The 17,522-nt window shown below is 61.5% G+C and carries 16 protein-coding genes; 13 read left to right on the top strand and 3 right to left on the bottom strand.

Annotated elements, in window-relative coordinates; genetic code table 11:
* The 3 genes from QMO82_RS19020 to QMO82_RS19010 all read right to left on the bottom strand — a co-directional run bounded on the left by QMO82_RS19020 (position 1) and on the right by QMO82_RS19010 (position 3,144).
* Entirely contained in the window at positions 1 to 918 is a 918-nt protein-coding gene (locus QMO82_RS19020) for an NAD(P)-dependent oxidoreductase (protein ID WP_183609612.1), read from the bottom strand.
* Positions 915 to 1,739: a glycosyltransferase gene (locus QMO82_RS19015; RefSeq protein ID WP_183609613.1), complete on the bottom strand. Its 825-nt coding sequence runs from the start codon at positions 1,737 to 1,739 to the stop codon at positions 915 to 917. Before QMO82_RS19015 ends, QMO82_RS19020 begins: the two co-directional genes overlap by 4 nt.
* 184 nt (positions 1,740 to 1,923) lie before the next feature.
* The gene (locus QMO82_RS19010) at positions 1,924 to 3,144 is read right to left on the bottom strand and encodes an NAD-dependent epimerase/dehydratase family protein (protein WP_183609614.1); all 1,221 of its coding nucleotides are present in this window, start codon (positions 3,142 to 3,144) and stop codon (positions 1,924 to 1,926) included.
* A 142-nt stretch (positions 3,145 to 3,286) separates the two neighbouring features.
* Between QMO82_RS19010 and ybgC the strand changes: the two genes are divergently transcribed.
* From ybgC to QMO82_RS18945, 13 genes are all read left to right on the top strand, one after another.
* A complete protein-coding gene (gene ybgC, locus QMO82_RS19005) occupies positions 3,287 to 3,742 on the top strand; it encodes a tol-pal system-associated acyl-CoA thioesterase (RefSeq protein WP_183609615.1) in 456 nt (151 codons plus the stop codon).
* A 369-nt stretch (positions 3,743 to 4,111) separates the two neighbouring features.
* Positions 4,112 to 4,831 (top strand): protein TolQ, encoded by a 720-nt coding sequence (tolQ, locus tag QMO82_RS19000; protein WP_003582115.1) that lies wholly within the window; start codon positions 4,112 to 4,114, stop codon positions 4,829 to 4,831.
* A gap of 18 nt (positions 4,832 to 4,849) precedes the next feature.
* Positions 4,850 to 5,305, top strand: a complete 456-nt coding sequence (gene tolR, locus QMO82_RS18995; protein ID WP_003542730.1) for a protein TolR — start codon at positions 4,850 to 4,852, stop codon at positions 5,303 to 5,305.
* An 8-nt stretch (positions 5,306 to 5,313) separates the two neighbouring features.
* Entirely contained in the window at positions 5,314 to 6,453 is a 1,140-nt protein-coding gene (locus QMO82_RS18990; RefSeq protein WP_183609616.1) for a hypothetical protein, read from the top strand.
* Positions 6,454 to 6,681, top strand: a complete 228-nt coding sequence (locus tag QMO82_RS18985) for a hypothetical protein (protein ID WP_246718384.1) — start codon at positions 6,454 to 6,456, stop codon at positions 6,679 to 6,681.
* A gap of 20 nt (positions 6,682 to 6,701) precedes the next feature.
* Complete coding sequence (tolB, locus tag QMO82_RS18980) at positions 6,702 to 8,012, top strand: Tol-Pal system beta propeller repeat protein TolB (protein WP_183609617.1); 1,311 nt, start codon at positions 6,702 to 6,704, stop codon at positions 8,010 to 8,012.
* 150 nt (positions 8,013 to 8,162) lie between these two features.
* Entirely contained in the window at positions 8,163 to 8,699 is a 537-nt protein-coding gene (gene pal, locus QMO82_RS18975; RefSeq protein ID WP_085738270.1) for a peptidoglycan-associated lipoprotein Pal, read from the top strand.
* Between the two features lie 160 nt (positions 8,700 to 8,859).
* Positions 8,860 to 9,849 (top strand): tol-pal system protein YbgF, encoded by a 990-nt coding sequence (gene ybgF, locus QMO82_RS18970; RefSeq protein ID WP_183609618.1) that lies wholly within the window; start codon positions 8,860 to 8,862, stop codon positions 9,847 to 9,849.
* A gap of 11 nt (positions 9,850 to 9,860) precedes the next feature.
* Positions 9,861 to 11,357, top strand: coding sequence for a tRNA lysidine(34) synthetase TilS (tilS, locus tag QMO82_RS18965; RefSeq protein WP_183609619.1), 1,497 nt, complete (start codon positions 9,861 to 9,863; stop codon positions 11,355 to 11,357).
* Between the two features lie 97 nt (positions 11,358 to 11,454).
* Positions 11,455 to 13,386 carry an ATP-dependent zinc metalloprotease FtsH gene (ftsH, locus tag QMO82_RS18960; protein WP_047616537.1) on the top strand — a complete coding sequence of 644 codons (1,932 nt, stop codon included), beginning with the start codon at positions 11,455 to 11,457 and terminating at the stop codon, positions 13,384 to 13,386.
* A 240-nt stretch (positions 13,387 to 13,626) separates the two neighbouring features.
* On the top strand, positions 13,627 to 14,979 hold the full coding sequence (gene glmM / locus QMO82_RS18955; RefSeq protein ID WP_183609620.1) for a phosphoglucosamine mutase: 1,353 nt from the start codon (positions 13,627 to 13,629) through the stop codon (positions 14,977 to 14,979).
* Between the two features lie 262 nt (positions 14,980 to 15,241).
* Positions 15,242 to 16,078: an outer membrane protein gene (locus tag QMO82_RS18950; protein ID WP_183609621.1), complete on the top strand. Its 837-nt coding sequence runs from the start codon at positions 15,242 to 15,244 to the stop codon at positions 16,076 to 16,078.
* Positions 16,079 to 16,263: 185 nt separating this feature from the next.
* Positions 16,264 to 17,442 (top strand): phosphoserine transaminase, encoded by a 1,179-nt coding sequence (locus QMO82_RS18945; RefSeq protein ID WP_183609622.1) that lies wholly within the window; start codon positions 16,264 to 16,266, stop codon positions 17,440 to 17,442.
* The last annotated feature ends 80 nt before the right edge of the window (positions 17,443 to 17,522 follow it).

Below are 17,522 nucleotides of genomic sequence, written 5' to 3'. Positions count from 1 at the left end.
TCAGACTTGCGTGGACCTGTGTCTCGGGGATGCCGGCAGTGCTGCGGCCAGCCGCCGCATCGTCTCTTGGAATAGCGGGGTTCCGCCCGGCTCCCAGCCGAGCGCGCGGATTTTCGCTGTGCCCATGGGATTGAGCGCGATCCTATCGCCGGGCGGCGGCAGCGCGTGTCGACAGCCCGTTTCGCGGCGGATGGCTGAAAGGATGTCACTCGTGTCGACCGCGATGTCTGAGACGTTGAAAATCTCGCCGGAGATGCGGTTGCTTTCCGTCTCCAGCATCAGCCGTACCGCCCGTCCGAGGTCGCGGCCGTGAACTTCCGTTCCCACACGTGGCGCAACCGGCCGGCCGGCGAGGTAATCGGCAATCAGAGCGTCCCATTTGTTGGGCGAGAGATCTCCATAGATGCCGGTCGCCCGCAGGCTCACGCCGGCAAAACCCGGCGTGGAGAGGTGGGCAAGCGCTCGCTCGGCATCGAGCTTGACCTGGCCGTAGAGTGTTTCGGGCTTGGCCAGCATCGTCTCTGTCATCTCGCTTCCCCTGGGATGTTCGCCGTAGGCGGCGCGGCTGGACAGGAAGACGCAGCGGCGCGTGCCGGCGCGTTTGGCAGCTTCGAAAAGCCGGACGGTGCCGTCGAGGTTCAGCCTGTGGAAGGTTTTGGGATCGTCACCCTCGCCGCCGCGGTATTTGCCCGGGATATGGCTGAAGGCGGCGTGGACGAAAAAATAGGCGTCGTCGAAAACGTCGATTTGATCCTTGTCGGGATCAAGGGAAAGGGCTGCGAACTCGACCGGGCGGGAGAAGAGGCGCGGATGCGGCGCACGGCGTCCGCCGACGATCACCTGATAGCCGGCGGTCAGCAGTTCTTCGACGACATACCGGCCGACGAGACCCGTTCCACCAGATACCAATACCTTCATGCTGTCCCTTCCGGATTGTCCAGCGCCGTGATCTCAGGCACATCGCTGCCATCATGGAAACGGTGCCACAGATCGATCAAAGGTTGTAGTCGCGCTGCCTTGGGATGATCCTTTTCCCACGGTTTTTCATACTGGTAATGCAGGATCGAAATGCTCTTCCAGTCCCAAAGCTCCGGCATGGTGAACCATACATATTGCAGCATGTTGAAATAGATCGGCAGGCCGTGCCAATCCGGGAAGAACGTCTCGAGAAAGGTCTGATCGGTGCGCCGCCAGAAGGCGTCCGGCCTGTCGAGCCTTTCGAGCATGTGCCGGAACGTGTCATGCGAGGGCGTGGCGACGAAGACGCCGGAATTCATGCGGCGGAAGTCGGCGAGACTTTCATAGACATTGGGGGCGGCGGAAAATTCCGGGTAGAGGAAGAGCCTGTCGACATTCTTCAGCACGAGGGCATCGGCGTCGATGAAGACGCAGCGCTGGTATTCGACGAGTTGCCACAGCCTGAGCTTGCAGAAATTGTCGAGCGGCGAATGGAAATCCGGCTTGCGGCCCTTGGTGAAGGGGGCGGCTGAGTGAAGCTGGCCGCGGGCATGGCGCTCGTTGAAGGCGGCAGACAGCGGCAGGTGCTCGACCTCGATCAGGCGGCAACCGGGGGTCTTGAGCGGGGCGAGGGCGGCCGCATCGACGCCGCCGGTGTGGAGGATGACGATGTCGGCGCTGGTGCCGGTTCGGCGAAGCGAATTTGCTAGGGCGGTGGCGCCCTTGGCGTAGTCTGCATTGCTGACGAGGGTGACATAGGCGAGGGTTGAGGTAGAAATCATCGTTGTCGACCACCTCCTCGCCATCCCTCATTCCTGTGCTTGTCACAGGAATCCAGCCACGGCGCGTCGGCGCCGTGAATGACTCTCCTGCGCCCAAAGACTTGGGCGTGCTGGATTCCTGTGACAAACACAGGAATGAGGGGGACATCGTTGGACTGGCGGGGTTTCAACAATAAGACACCGCTCACGAGACAGACTTCAGCCGCTTGCCTTCCGGATCGTGATTGATCGTCGCGGCGATGTCCTTGGTCCAGGCGGAGACGGCCGGCACGCGCGAGCGGTCGACGCGATAGGCGAATTTCTTTGCGACGTCGACGATCTCGCCGAGCAGGCCTGCTTCCAGCGTGATCGGTTCGAGGCCGAGATTGCGGAACTTTTCGTTCTGGACGATCAACTCGTTCTCGGCGGCTTCCTTGCGCGGGTTGGGCAGCCAGGCGATGTCGGCGCCGCTCATCCTGGCGATCATCTGGGCGAGGTCGCGCACCCGGTGGGTTTCCGTCATCTGGTTGAAGATCTCGACGCGGGCGCCGCGGGCCGGCGGGTTTTTCAGCGCCAGTTCGATGCAGCGCACCGAATCCTGGATATGGATGAAGGCACGGGTCTGGCCGCCGGTGCCGTGCACCGTCAAGGGATAGCCGATCGCCGCCTGGATGAGGAAGCGGTTCAGCACCGTGCCGTAGTCGCCGTCGTAGTCGAAACGGTTGATCAACTGCGCATGGCGGCGCGTCTGCTCGGTATGCGTGCCCCAGACGATGCCCTGGTGCAGATCGGTGATCCTGAGCACGTCGTTCTTGGCGTAGAACTGGAAGAGAAGTTGATCCAGGCACTTGGTCATGTGGTAGATCGAGCCGGGATTGGAGGGATAGAGGATCTCCTGGTTGACCGTCTCGCCGGCTGGCGTTTCGATGCCGACCGGCAGGTAGCCTTCGGGGATGGCCGCGCCGACCGTCGAATAGCCGTAGACGCCCATGGTGCCGAGATGGATGAGATGGGCGTCGAGATTGAGTTCGGTCAACGCGTTCAGCAGGTTGTGCGTGGCGCTGACATTGTTGTTGACGGTGTAGTTCTTGTGGCGGTCGCTTTTCATCGAATAGGGCGCGGCCCGCTGCTCGGCGAAGTGGATGACGGCATCCGGGCGGTGCTCGGAAAGCCAGTTCTTCAACAGTTCATAATCCCTGGCGAGATCGATCAGGTTGAAGTGGATGCGGCGTCCGGTTTCGGCATGCCAGATGCGGGTGCGCTCCTGGATCGAATCCATTGGCGTCAGCGACTGAACGCCGAGTTCGGTGTCGATCCAGCGGCGCGAGAGATTGTCGAGGATATGGACGTCGTGACCGGCATCGGAGAGATGTAGCGACGTCGGCCAGCCAATGAAACCGTCTCCGCCCATAACCGCAATCTTCATCGCATCGTCTCCTGATCGGTTGGTTCGTTATCGGGAATAGTTAGGAATTATGACAATCATTCAATGCCTGCCTGCCGGGCATTCAATGCTTGCCTGCCGGGAAGCGTTGCGCCAAAGAGGGCACCGAAGTTTGGAGATAATTATGACGGAACGCCCTTTTTCCATTTCGGGAGAGCTGACGGAGGCCGGGCACCGCCTCGTCCAGCGGGTCTATTATGAAGACACGGATTTCTCCGGCCTGGTCTATCACGCCCGTTACCTGCATTTCCTCGAGCGCGGCCGCACCGATTATCTGCGCTGCCTCGGCGTCGAGCAGCGCGAGCTCATCAGCGCCGATGAGGAAGGCCTAGTCTTCGTCGTCCACCGTATGGAGATCGACTTCAAGAGCCCGGCGCGCATGGATGATGTGCTGACGATCCTGACGCATACGGAGAAGGCCGGCGGCGCCAAGATGGTGCTCAATCAGCAGATCCGTTCGGGCGAGACGCTGCTGATCGCCGCCAAGGTGATCATCGCCGTCATCAACGCCCGGGGGCGGCCGCGGCGGCTGCCGGAGACACTGGCGGCGAAATTCCTCGAAGGCAGCACGCCGCTATAGCGACGAATCGCCCGGAATTCAGGCTTGTCAAAACTTGAGTTATATGTGAAGGAATTCCCGCGCCGCAGGATGAGCGCTCGGGCAGCCGGATCTTGCTCCGGTCAAGTAATCCATGGAACGAAACCTTCCAAATACAGGCTTACTGTCACAATCCAGCACTAACGATCTATTAACCATAATAGTGTCTTACTGGGAAAGTCGGAGTTTGTGCGGTGCACGCCTTCCTTTGACCAAATTTGACGGCAAGAAGGCGGAAGATGAGCTTGGAAGCTTGACCAGGGCTTTGGGCGGTCGCCGGACACTTCTTGCGAGATCATTTTGTGCCGCCCGGTCCAGCACCGGGCGTTTGGATTCGGGGATTTTGGATCAATGGAACAAGTAGGATTGGCAGCAGCAACGACGGACGTCAGCCTCTGGTCGCTTTTCATGCAGGCCGGCATCGTCGTCAAGCTCGTCATGCTCGGGCTCATCGCAGCCTCGGTGTGGACATGGGCGATCGTCATCGACAAATATCTGGCCTATGGCCGCGCACGGCGCCAGTTCGACAAGTTCGAGCAGGTCTTCTGGTCGGGCCAGTCGCTGGAGGAGCTTTACCGCTCGCTGTCGGAACGCAACAATACCGGGCTGGCGGCGATCTTCGTGGCGGCCATGCGCGAGTGGAAGAAATCCTTCGAACGCGGCGCCCGCTCGCCGATCGGCCTGCAGATGCGCATCGATAGGGCGATGGACGTGACGCTGTCACGCGAATCGGAATTTCTCGGCGCCCGTCTCGGGTCACTGGCAACGATCGGTTCGGCCGGTCCGTTCATCGGTCTCTTCGGCACGGTCGTCGGCATCATGACCTCGTTCCAGGCGATCGCCGGTTCGAAGTCGACCAACCTTGCGGTTGTCGCGCCCGGTATCGCCGAAGCGCTGCTTGCGACCGCGATCGGCCTCGTTGCCGCTATCCCGGCGGTTATCGCCTACAACAAGTTCTCTGCCGATGCCGGCAAGCTCTCGGGCCGCATGGAAGGCTTCGCGGATGAATTCTCCGCCATACTTTCGCGCCAGATCGACGAGAAACTGCAGCCGCGCGCTGCCGCTCAGTAACCAACGGAGTATTCTGACATGGGTATGGCTGTTGGAGGCAATGGCGGCGGGGGCGGCGGACGCCGCCGTCGCGGCGGTCGGAACAGGGCCGTGATTTCCGAAATCAACGTGACGCCGCTTGTCGACGTCATGCTGGTGCTTTTGATCATCTTCATGGTCGCAGCACCGATGATGACCGTCGGGGTGCCGATCGACCTGCCGGAAACGCAGGCCAAGGCGCTGAATTCCGAGACGCAGCCGATCACCATCTCCGTCAAGAACGACGGCGAAGTGTTCCTGCAGGAAACGCCGATCCCGGCCGCGGAGATCGCCGCCAAGCTCGAGGCGATCGCCACCACCGGTTATAACGAACGTATCTTCGTGCGCGGCGACGCAACGGCGCCCTACGGTGTCATCGCCGACGTCATGGCCCGTATTCAGGGTGCAGGCTTCAAGAATATCGGCCTCGTGACGCAGCAGAAGAAGGACCAATAGCGTTCAAGATGAAGACCAGCGTCGTCACATCTGCTGTTCTGCATTGCCTGGTGCTTACCTGGGCGATGGTGTCGCTCAGCGCGCCCGAATCCTTCAAGGTGGAGGATTTCGAGGCGATGCCGGTCGATCTGGTGCCGGTGGAATCCATCACCCAGATGCAGCAAGGCGACAAGAAGGCTCCGAAGAAGGAGACTTCCGCGCCTGTGCCGACGACGCGGCCGCCGATCGCGCAGCCGGCTGAGAATGCCGGCGACAACAATGTCGATCTGAAGACGCCGCCGGTTCCGAATGCCAAGCCGAGCAACAGCGAAGCGGCGGCGGCGAATTCGAGCGAAAAGCCGCAGCCTCAGGTCGATCCCAAGCCGAACGACGTCAAGGAAATCAATAAGGAAGAGACCGAGGTCGAGCAGCCGAAGGAGGTCGCGTCGATTCCGCCGCCGAAGCCGGTCGAGGTGACGCCGCCGAAGCCGGAGGAGAAGCCGCCGGAAGAGCAGGCCAAGCCGGAGGAACCGCCGAAGCCGGACGCCGAGGCGCTGCCGGACAAGGTGCCGACACCTGTCGCCAAACCCGAGGTGAAGCCGCCGGAGCCACAGAAGCCTGCCGAGAAGCCGGCGGAAAAAACTCCGGACGAGCCGAAGGCTGCCGAAAAACCGACGGACAAGAAGAAGGCCGACAAGAAGCAGGAAGTGGCGAAATCGGCCTCGACGATGAAGAGCGATTTCAATGCCGATGAGATTTCGGCTCTGCTGAACAAGACCGATCCTTCCGCCGGCGGCGCCAAGCGTTCGACGCAGGAGGCATCGCTGGGGGCGAAGAAGAGCAATGGCGGTTCCAAGCTCAGCCAAAGCGAAGAAGATGCGATGCGTAGCCTGATCGAAGGTAATTGGCTTGTCACGCCCGGGATGGAAGGCCTTTCCGGCATGGTCATCAAGGTGCACATGAAGCTCGACAAAGACGGCAACATTATCGGCCAGCCGGAAGTCGAGTCGTCGGGCGGCAGCAGCAGCGACTCCACGCGCCGTGCGTTGGAAGGCGGTGCTTATAGAGCTGTGATGAAGTCTGCACCCTTCTCGACGCTTCCGAAGGACAAGTATGATGCCTGGAATGAGGTCGAGCTTAACTTCGATCCAAGTAGCATGGGAATCTAGATGCTGGCCGACCTGTCCCATGACAACCAGTCTTTTGCAGCCGGCGCGATTGTTGGCTCGCCCGAGGTAGAAGCCACCGGCGGCAATGAAGCTGCTCGGAAAAACCTATCGGCTGCGGCTCTCCGCGCGGTGCTGCGTGCATCGCAGTTCACCATGCTTCCGAAAGAGAAATACGAGTCCTGGAAGGAAGTCGTCCTGCACTTCGAACCCAGCGATCCGACTCCATAGATGCTGAAAGGCTGTTTGGTATGACAAAGTGTTCTTTTTTTCGCGCCATTTTGGTCGCAGCTGGTCTATTGACCGCCGCCGTCTTCACGACGCCGGCCAATGCGCTGGTCACCCTCGATATTCGAAAGGGCAACGTCCAGCCGCTGCCGATTGCGGTGACGGACTTCCTGCAGGGGGATATGGGTGCGCAAGTCTCGCAGGTCATTGCCGCCGACCTGCAGCGCTCCGGCTTGTTTGCACCGATCAGCAAGACCGCCTTTATCGAGAAGATTACGAATCCTGATGCTGCACCACGTTTCGAGGACTGGAAGGTCATCAATGCGCAGGCGCTGGTCACCGGGCGGGTTACCCAGGAAGCGGATGGCCGTCTTCGCGCCGAGTTTCGCCTCTGGGACCCGTTCGCCGGACAGCAGATGACCGGTCAGCAGTTCTATACGCAGCCGGAGAACTGGCGCCGCGTCGCTCATATCATCGCCGATGCGATCTACAAGCAGATCACCGGTGAGGAAGGTTATTTCGACACTCGTGTCGTCTTCGTCTCCGAATCCGGTACCAAGCAGCAGCGCAAGCGCCAGCTGGCGATCATGGATCAGGACGGCTTTAACGTGCGCATGCTGACGGACGGCAGCGATCTCGTACTGACGCCGCGCTTCTCGCCGAGCCGGCAGGAAGTCACTTACATGTCCTTTGCCAATCAGCAGCCGCGGGTCTACCTGCTGCAGCTGGAAACCGGGCAGCGCGAGGTCGTCGGCAATTTCCCCGGCATGACTTTCTCGCCGCGCTTTTCGCCGGATGGGCAGAAGGTGATCATGAGCCTGCAGCAGGAAGGCAATTCCAACATCTACACGATGGACCTGCGCTCGCGCACGACGACGCGGCTGACCTCGACGGCTGCGATCGACACCTCGCCCTCCTATTCGCCTGACGGCGCGCGTGTCAGCTTCGAAAGCGACCGCGGCGGCAAGCCGCAGATCTACGTGATGAATGCCGACGGCTCGGGCCAGACCCGTATTTCCTTCGGTGACGGCTCCTATTCGACGCCGGTCTGGTCGCCGCGCGGCGATCTCATCGCCTTCACCAAGCAGGCCGGCGGCAAATTCTCGATCGGCGTGATGAAACCGGATGGTTCAGGCGAGCGCATCCTGACGACCGGCTTCCACAATGAGGGCCCGACCTGGGCGCCGAACGGCCGCGTCCTGATGTTCTTCCGCCAGGCGGCAGGGGCGGGCGGTCCGCAGCTCTATTCGATCGATCTGACCGGTTACAACGAGCAGCTTGTGAAGACGCCGACCTACGGTTCCGACCCGGCCTGGTCGCCGCTTCTGGAGTAGCGGGTGCCACAATGCCTTCATGTCGCCCCAAAGTCATGAAACCGGGCGACTACGGGACAAATCAGTAAATCGTTAACCATAGTCATTGAGGGGCGGTTAACCGAGTGCGGTTACTGTCCGGAAACCCTGAAATCGCAAGGAGACCCGGCCATGAGCCGAATTCACACCCCGGCAATGAGCCGCATGCAGAATTTCGCCCGCAACCCCGTCATGATCGCGCTTGTCGCCGGTCTCGCCCTCGCGAGCTGCGCTAAGAAGCCGCCGAACAGCGCCGGCGATCTCGGCCTCGGCGCCGGTGGCGCGGGTGGTGCGGCAACGCCGGGCTCGGCCCAGGACTTCACGGTCAATGTCGGCGACCGCATCTTCTTCGACACCGACTCTTCGTCGATCCGTGCCGATGCTTCGCAGACGCTCGACCGTCAGGCGCAGTGGCTCGCCCGCTACCCGAACTACCAGATCACCGTCGAAGGCCATGCCGACGAACGCGGCACGCGCGAGTACAACCTCGCGCTCGGCGCCCGCCGTGCGGCTGCGGCCAAGGATTATCTCGCTTCGCGCGGCGTCCCGGCGCAGCGCCTGAAGACGATTTCCTACGGTAAGGAACGTCCGGTCGCCGTCTGCGACGATATTTCCTGCTGGTCGCAGAACCGCCGTGCGGTCACGGTTCTCGGCGGCGCCGGCATGTAATTTGCCGGTACAGCTGGCTTTCGGAAGGCGGTCCCTGAAGGGGCCGCCTTTTCTTTTTGACCACACTTTGGCCAGACTCCGTTGCTTTTTGAAAGCAATTGGAAAAATCTCCTGTTCGTGCCATCGAGGTGCGAAGAATCACTGGGACAGGACGATACATATGAAGAAACTTGTCGTGGCAGGCATGCTGTGCCTCGCGGCTGTGACCGGGAGCGAAAGGGCGGCCTATTCCGCCTCGTTCTTTGGGCTGCATCTCGGCGGCCGATCCGCGGAAAACCAGGCGGCGCCGCCCGTCGTCAAGGTGCAGAGCGGCGATGCGGAGGTCCGCGTGCAGCAGCTCGAAGAGCAATTGCGGCAGTTGAATGGGCGGATCGAGGAGATGAGCTTTCAGCTGCTGCAGATGCAGGAGACGATCCGCAAGCAGCAGGAAGACAATGAATTCCGCTTCCAGCAGCTGGAAAAGACGGGTTCCGGCGGCGGCGGTGCCAAGGCTCCCGTCAAGAAGAGCGAGACCGATGCCGCTCCGGCAGCCTCGGGCGGCGACGACATCGCCAAAGTGATCCAAGCGCCGCAGGGAGCCGAAACGGCTCCCTCCACGGGCGTGCCTGAGAATAGCGGTCTCGGCCAGCCGCCGAAGGAACTCGGCTCGATCGATTTCGATAAGAACGGCAATCCGATCGGCGGAACCGTCGACGATAATGCCACAATCGGTTCCGGCCCGATTCCCGATGCCAACCCCAAAGCGCCGCAGCAGACCGCCTCGCTCGGCGGTGAGGCGGACCAGTACAAGGCCGCCTATGGCCACGTCTTGTCCGGCGATTACAGCACGGCCGAACAGGAATTCACGCAGTACATCACCCGCTACCCGAGCAGCGCGCGGGCGGCGGACGCCAATTTCTGGCTTGGCGAAGCGCTCTATTCGCAGGGCAAGTATAATGAGGCGGCCAAAACCTTCCTCAATGCGCACCAGAAATACGGTACCTCCGAAAAGGCGCCGGAAATGCTGCTGAAGCTCGGCATGTCGCTTGCCGCCCTCGACAATAAGGAGACGGCCTGTGCGACGTTGCGCGAAGTCTCGAAGCGTTATCCGAAGGCTTCACGTGCCGTCATCAGCAAGGTTGCGAGCGAACAGAAGCGCCTCGCCTGCTAAGGTCTTCCGGCATGCCTCCGGAAGCCCCGTCGCCGCAACAGGCGATCCTCCAGTTTCTTAGCTCGCTTCAAAGCCCCGCGCGCATTCTCGTCGCGATTTCGGGCGGCAGCGATTCGACCGGCCTGCTTCTCCTTCTCGATGAAGCCGTGAAGGCCGCGCCCCATCTCAAGATTTCCCTATGCGCTGCAACCGTCGACCATGCGCTGCGTGCAGGTTCCGCAGACGAGGCGCGAGACGTCGCAGCCCTCTGCGCATCGCGCGGCATTTCCCACACCACCCTGGTCTGGCAGGGCGCCAAGCCGAAAACCGGCATCATGGCTGCTGCCCGTGAGGCGCGCTATGGCCTTCTGGTCGAGGCAGCGAGAGCATCCGACGCTGATCTCATCGTCACCGGCCACACATTCGATGACCAGCGCGAAACACTTGCCATGCACGGCATGCGGACAGAGCAGATTTCGACGGGTATTGCCGATGCGGTGCTCTTCGATCGGCGTTTCTGGATTTTACGGCCGCTTCTTTTTTCCACCCGGGCAGATGTCCGCGCTTTCCTGAGAGAACGAGGCGCGGGATGGATCGACGATCCCAGCAACGAGGATATGAAATATGAGCGCGCGCGGACGCGCCGGCAGCTTTCGGCCGATACATCGGCGCAGAAGGATATTCGTGCGGCCTGGGCGGAGCGGTTGGCTCTGTCGTTCGGCGGCGCCGAATGGCTGGATCGTCACTTCACGCTTCACCGCGGTCTGCTCGGGCGGGTGCTGCCGGATGGGCTGCGGCAGGATCGGGCCGTCCTCGATTATGCGCTTGGGCGCCTGACGGCTGTTTTCGGCGGACAGCCGTTTGCGCCGGGGAGGGCGCATATGGAGCGTATCCTTGCATTTGCCACCGGCAGTGAACCGGGACGGATGACCGCCGGCAGGGTGGTTTTCGATCTCAGGCGTGACGGGCTTTATCTCACGCGCGAGAGCCGGGGGATAATGCCGTTGTTATTGCCGCCGGGAGAGGCTGGGGTGTGGGATGGAAGGTTTTATGCGTGGAATGGTTTGTCCACATCGATGGTGGTCGAGGCCGCCGATCCACACGCTCCCTCATTCCTGTGGCCTCAGGGCTTTGCCCGAGGGATGTCACAGGAATCCAGCGCGCCCAAGTCCTTGGGCGCGGGAGACGCTTCACGCATTGTTGAGTCAATCACCGCGCGGACGCGCGGTGGCTGGATTCCTGTGACATCCCTCGGATCAAGTCCGAGCACAGGAATGAGGGAGCGTATGCATCACCTCCCCAAGGCGGCATGGAAGCGCGCCGTCGCCTCCGCGCCGGCTTTAACCGCCGAAGGAGCCCCTTTATCCGAGGAATTCGTCCGCAGGGTCGACCTCACGCCCTATTTCGCACCCTTCGACCGCTTTTTGACACGATTTGATTTCATCTTTGCCAACAGGCTTTCGGCGGTTTTCGCGACGGCGCCCTATGCGAGGCCGCCTTTAAGAAGTATTGACGGAAAAACCATCTGACCTGGGGGATCGCCTTGGCAATCGCACGGCGCAACCCTATGTTAGAGAAGAATAAGACGGTCGCCATGAGGCGGCTGTTCCAGTGCTGGGGAGTTCAATGAACCCTAACTTACGTAATTTCGCCTTGTGGGCGATCATAGCGCTTCTGCTGATCGCCCTTTTCAGTATGTTTCAGACGGCGCCGGCGCAGACGGGCTCCCGCGAAATCCCTTATTCGCAGTTTCTGCGTGAGGTCGATGCGGGCCGCGTGAAGGAAGTCGTAGTCACGGGCAACCGTGTCTCAGGGAGCTATGTTGAAAATGGCACCACCTTCCAGACCTATTCGCCTGTGATCGACGACAGCCTGCTCGATCGCCTGCAGTCGAAGAACGTCCTGGTTTCCGCCCGCCCTGAAACGGACGGCTCTTCGGGTTTCCTCAGCTATCTCGGCACGCTTTTGCCGATGCTTCTGATTCTCGGTGTCTGGCTGTTCTTCATGCGGCAGATGCAGGGCGGCTCACGTGGCGCGATGGGCTTCGGCAAGTCCAAGGCCAAGCTGCTCACCGAAGCGCATGGCCGTGTGACCTTCGAAGACGTCGCCGGCGTCGACGAGGCCAAGCAGGATCTCGAGGAAATCGTCGAATTCCTGCGTGATCCGCAGAAATTCCAGCGTCTCGGCGGCAAGATCCCGCGCGGCGTGCTGCTCGTCGGTCCTCCGGGCACCGGCAAGACGCTGCTTGCCCGCTCGGTTGCCGGCGAAGCCAACGTGCCCTTCTTCACCATTTCAGGTTCCGACTTCGTCGAAATGTTCGTCGGCGTCGGCGCCAGCCGCGTACGCGATATGTTCGAGCAGGCGAAAAAGAATGCGCCCTGCATCATCTTCATCGACGAAATCGATGCGGTCGGCCGTCATCGCGGCGCCGGTCTCGGCGGCGGCAATGACGAACGCGAGCAGACGCTGAACCAGTTGCTGGTCGAAATGGACGGCTTCGAGGCGAATGAAGGCGTGATCCTGATTGCCGCCACCAACCGTCCCGACGTGCTCGACCCGGCGCTGCTGCGTCCCGGCCGTTTTGACCGTCAGGTCGTCGTGCCGAACCCCGATATCGTCGGCCGCGAGCGCATCCTCAAGGTGCACGCCCGCAATGTTCCGCTGGCGCCGAATGTCGATCTCAAGGTTCTCGCCCGCGGCACACCCGGTTTTTCCGGCGCCGACCTGATGAACCTCGTCAACGAAGCCGCCCTCATGGCCGCCCGCCGCAACAAGCGCGTCGTCACCATGCAGGAATTCGAAGACGCCAAAGACAAGATCATGATGGGCGCCGAGCGCCGTTCCTCGGCGATGACCGAGGCGGAGAAGAAGCTCACCGCTTACCATGAGGCCGGTCACGCCATCACCGCGCTCAACGTCGCCGTCGCCGATCCGTTGCACAAGGCGACGATCATTCCGCGCGGTCGTGCACTCGGCATGGTCATGCAGCTTCCCGAGGGCGACCGCTACTCGATGAGCTACAAGTGGATGGTCTCGCGCCTCTGCATCATGATGGGTGGCCGCGTCGCCGAAGAGCTCACCTTCGGCAAGGAGAACATCACTTCGGGTGCCTCCTCCGACATCGAGCAGGCGACCAAGCTTGCCCGCGCCATGGTCACGCAGTGGGGCTTCTCCGATCAGCTCGGTCAGGTCGCCTATGGCGAGAACCAGCAGGAAGTCTTCCTCGGCCACTCGGTATCGCAGTCGAAGAATGTTTCGGAAGCCACCGCGCAGAAGATTGACAATGAAGTGCGCCGCCTGATCGACGAAGCCTATACCCAGGCCCGCACGATCCTGACGGAAAAGCACGACGAATTCGTCGCCCTTGCCGAAGGTCTCCTCGAATACGAGACTCTGACCGGCGAGGAGATCAAGGCGCTGATCCGCGGCGAGAAGCCGTCTCGCGACCTCGGCGATGATTCGCCGCCAAGCCGCGGCTCGGCGGTTCCGAAGGCCGGCGCACGGCCTGCCACCAAGGGCGACGAGCCCGAAGGCGGCCTCGAACCGCAACCGCATTGAACAGCGGCACCATCTTGAACAAGGCCGGATTTCCCAGGCGGGAGATTCGGCTTTTTCTATTGGTAACGGGATATAATCATTTTTCTTGCTAATTTACGTGCCGATCGCCGCATTTTGTGGCATTCCGCTGAATTGAGGCAAGCATAAATCACGCTTCTGGATTGACGACATCCCATTGAAGCCGGATTTGCTTGAAAGGATGCGCTGCCTTGAATGGCGCGCGAAAACGCAGGAGTGCAGATGAAAAGACGCTATTTCGGGACCGACGGCATTCGCGGCCAATCCAACGTCTTCCCGATGACGCCGGATCTCGCGATGCGGGTCGGCATTGCCGCCGGCACGATCTTCCGCCGGGGCAACCACCGCCACCGTGTCGTCATCGGCAAGGATACGCGCCTTTCCGGTTATATGCTTGAGAATGCCATGGTCGCGGGCTTCACGGCCGCCGGCCTCGACGCCTTCATTCTCGGCCCGATCCCGACACCTGCCGTCGCCATGCTGACGCGCTCGCTGCGCTGCGATATCGGTGTGATGATCTCGGCTTCGCACAATCCCTACGAGGATAACGGCATCAAGCTCTTCGGCCCCGACGGCTACAAGCTTTCAGACGAGCTCGAAGCCGAGATCGAGGACCTGCTCGAAAAGGACCTGAACGCGCAGCTCGCCAAATCCGATGACATCGGCCGTGCCAAGCGCGTCGACGGTGTGCATGACCGCTATATCGAACATGCCAAGCGGACTTTGCCGCGCGACGTGACGCTGCAGGGCCTGCGGATCGCGATCGACTGCGCCAATGGTGCTGCCTATAAAGTGGCGCCCGCCGTGCTGTGGGAGCTGGGTGCGGATGTCGTGACGATCGGCAACGAGCCGAACGGCACCAACATCAATCTCAATTGCGGTTCCACCAGCCCCGTCGCCCTGCAGAAAAAGGTCGACGAGGTGCGCGCCGATATCGGCATTGCGCTCGACGGCGACGCGGATCGCGTCATCATTATCGACGAGAATGGTTCGATCGTCGACGGCGACCAACTGATGGCCGTCATTGCCGAAAGCTGGGCCGAGAGCCAGCAGCTGCGGGGCAACGGCATTGTTGCCACTGTGATGTCCAACCTCGGCCTCGAGCGTTTCCTCGACGAGCGCGGCATGGCGCTTGCCCGCACGAAGGTCGGCGACCGCTACGTCGTCGAGCATATGCGCCAGCACAATTACAATGTCGGCGGCGAACAGTCCGGCCATATCGTGCTCTCGGATTATGGCACGACCGGCGACGGCCTCGTCGCGGCGCTGCAGATCCTTGCCGCAGTGAAGCGCACCGGCCGGACCGTCAGCGAGGTCTGCCGCCGTTTCGAGCCGGTGCCGCAGCTCCTGCGCAATGTCCGCATCAGCGGCGGCAAGCCGCTGGAGGATATCCAGGTGCAGAAGGCGATCGCCGATGCCGAAGCCGAGCTGGCCAGGAGCGGTCGCCTCGTCATTCGCCCCTCGGGCACCGAGCCGTTGATCCGCGTCATGGCCGAAGGCGACGACCGCGCCCAGATCGAGCGCATCGTCAATGAGCTGATCGGCACGATCTCGAACGTCCGGACCGCAGCCTGATCCCATCAGGCCAGACTATGGAAAGCCGGTGCGAAAGCGCCGGCTTTTTTCATGCGCGCTTATGTCGTCTGCTGCTTTTGCCGAGGCTGAACCATTCCGACGATGCAACCCGACCCATGTCGAGGACGTGGCGGTGCCTGCATCAAGGTAAACAAGCGTGGTTAAGCAGCTTTTAACGTTTCCCATTCATTATCCATGCGACGCGTACCAGATTGGCAGCGACTTGAGCCTGCCGACGCAACGGGATTTTGGAGTGGGATCCATGAAAAGAAGCTTGTCCGGCATCTTTGCCGCATTGTTGATCGCGACAAACGCCTATTCCGCGGACCTCGCCCCTGCCGAGCCTATCCCGGAGCAGCCGCCTGAGGTGACGGTCAGCGAAGCGACCGGCTGGTACCTGCGCGGCGATGTCGGTTATGCCTTCACCGATCTGCGCGGCGCCCGCTATTTCCAGGGCAGCAACGCCACGGAAGTCGATTTCGACCGTGCCGATCTGGACGACGCATGGACGGTCGGCGGCGGTGTCGGTTATCAGATCAACAGCTATCTGCGCACCGATCTGACTTTTGACTATCTCACGCAGGCTGATTTCAAGGGCTCGACATCTGGGCAGTGCGGCTTCCCGCTGGTGGATTGCACGTCGAGCGACCGCTCTTCGCTGACCGCCTATACGCTGCTTGCCAACGCTTACGTCGATCTCGGCACCTATGGCTACGTCACGCCGTATGTCGGCGCCGGTATCGGCGGTTCCTATGTGAAGTGGAAGAATCTCCGCAACGTCGCCTGCGCCGATGACGGCAGCTTCTGCGACGATCAGGTCACCCATGGCGGCAAGGGCAACTGGCGCTTCACCTACGCGCTCATGGCCGGCGCCTCGATCGACGTGACCTGCAACATCAAGGCCGATGTCGGCTACCGCTACCTGCATATCGACGGCGGCAACATGTTCGGCTTCGCAGAAAATGGCGGCCCGGGCCGCGACAAGGGTCTCAGCGTCCACGAAGCTCGCGTCGGCGCCCGCTATCTCTTCGGTGGCTGCGCCCAGCCGGTCGCCTACGAGCCGCCGGCAATCCCGCTGCAGCAGCCGGTCTACAAGTAATTCACTCTCTTGCATCAGAAAGCCGCCCGAGTCCGGGCGGCTTTTTTCGTTTCGGCCGCCTTGCCTGCGTCAAAATATCTTCTGCTTGCGACACTTCGATCTTGACTATGAAGCGTCCGATCCATACACACGGCGGCGGGACACCCTTCCCCAACGAAGGGCTTTCTATCTGAGAGGATAGCACCATGGCGAAGACCGCAAAGCCGGACATCCGTCCGCACAATACCCATTTTTCTTCTGGCCCGTGCTCGAAGCGCCCCGGTTGGTCGCTCGAAGCCCTTTCCGACGCGGCTCTCGGCCGTTCGCACCGCGCGAAGGTCGGCAAGGCCAAGCTCAAGCAGGCCATCGACCTTACCCGTGAAATTCTCGACGTGCCGGCGGATTATCGCATCGGCATCGTTCCGGCTTCCGATACCGGCGCCGTTGAAATGGCGCTCTGGTCGCTGCTCGGCGAACGCGGCGTCGACATGCTCGCCTGGGAAAGCTTCGGCGCCGGCTGGGTCACCGACGTCGTCAAGCAGTTGAAGCTCAAGGATGTGCGCAAGCTCGAAGCCGGTTACGGCGAGCTTCCCGATCTCGCGACCGTCGATTTCGACCGCGACGTCGTCTTCACCTGGAACGGCACCACATCCGGCGTGCGCGTGCCGAACGCCGATTTCATTCCCGCCGACCGCAAGGGCCTGACGATCTGTGACGCCACCTCGGCCGCTTTTGCGCAGGAACTCGATTTCGCCAAGCTCGATGTCGTCACCTTCTCCTGGCAGAAGGTTCTGGGTGGCGAGGGCGCGCACGGCATCCTCATCCTGTCGCCGCGTGCCGTCGAACGGCTCATCTCCTATCAGCCGGCATGGCCGCTACCGAAGATCTTCCGCCTGACCTCCGGCGGCAAGCTGATCGAAGGCATCTTCCAGGGCGAGACGATCAACACGCCGTCGATGCTCTGCGTCGAGGACTATATCGATGCGCTTCTCTGGGCTAAGCAGCTCGGCGGTCTCAAGGCTCTGATCGGTCGCGCCGATGCCAATGCCAAGGTCATCCACGATTTCGTTGCCGCAAACGATTGGATTGCCAATCTCGCCGTCAAGGCGGAAACGGCCTCGAACACCTCCGTCTGCCTGAAGATCGTCGATAAGGACGTGAGCGCCCTCGACGACGATGGCCAGGCGAATTTCGCTAAGGGTCTCGTCGGCCTCCTGGAAAAGGAAGGCGTCGCCTATGACGTCGGCCACTACCGCGACGCGCCGTCCGGCTTGCGTATCTGGGCCGGCGCCACGATCGAGGCATCCGACATGCAGAAGCTGATGCCGTGGCTTTCCTGGGCTTTCGAAACCCAGAAGGCGCAGCTTGCTCAGGCTGCCGCCTGACCTGATCGCATCCGGCTCCGCCATCGGGCGGAGCCCAGCATTCCTATTTCATCCATCGCTGAACACTTTTGAAGGAGGCC

Origin of the sequence: Rhizobium sp. BT04 (genome assembly GCF_030053135.1) — a bacterium.
In the GTDB taxonomy this organism is placed as follows: Bacteria; Pseudomonadota; Alphaproteobacteria; order Rhizobiales; family Rhizobiaceae; genus Rhizobium; species Rhizobium binxianense.
Note: the sequence above shows the minus strand (reverse complement) of the source record. Positions and strands in the feature narration are given on the sequence as shown.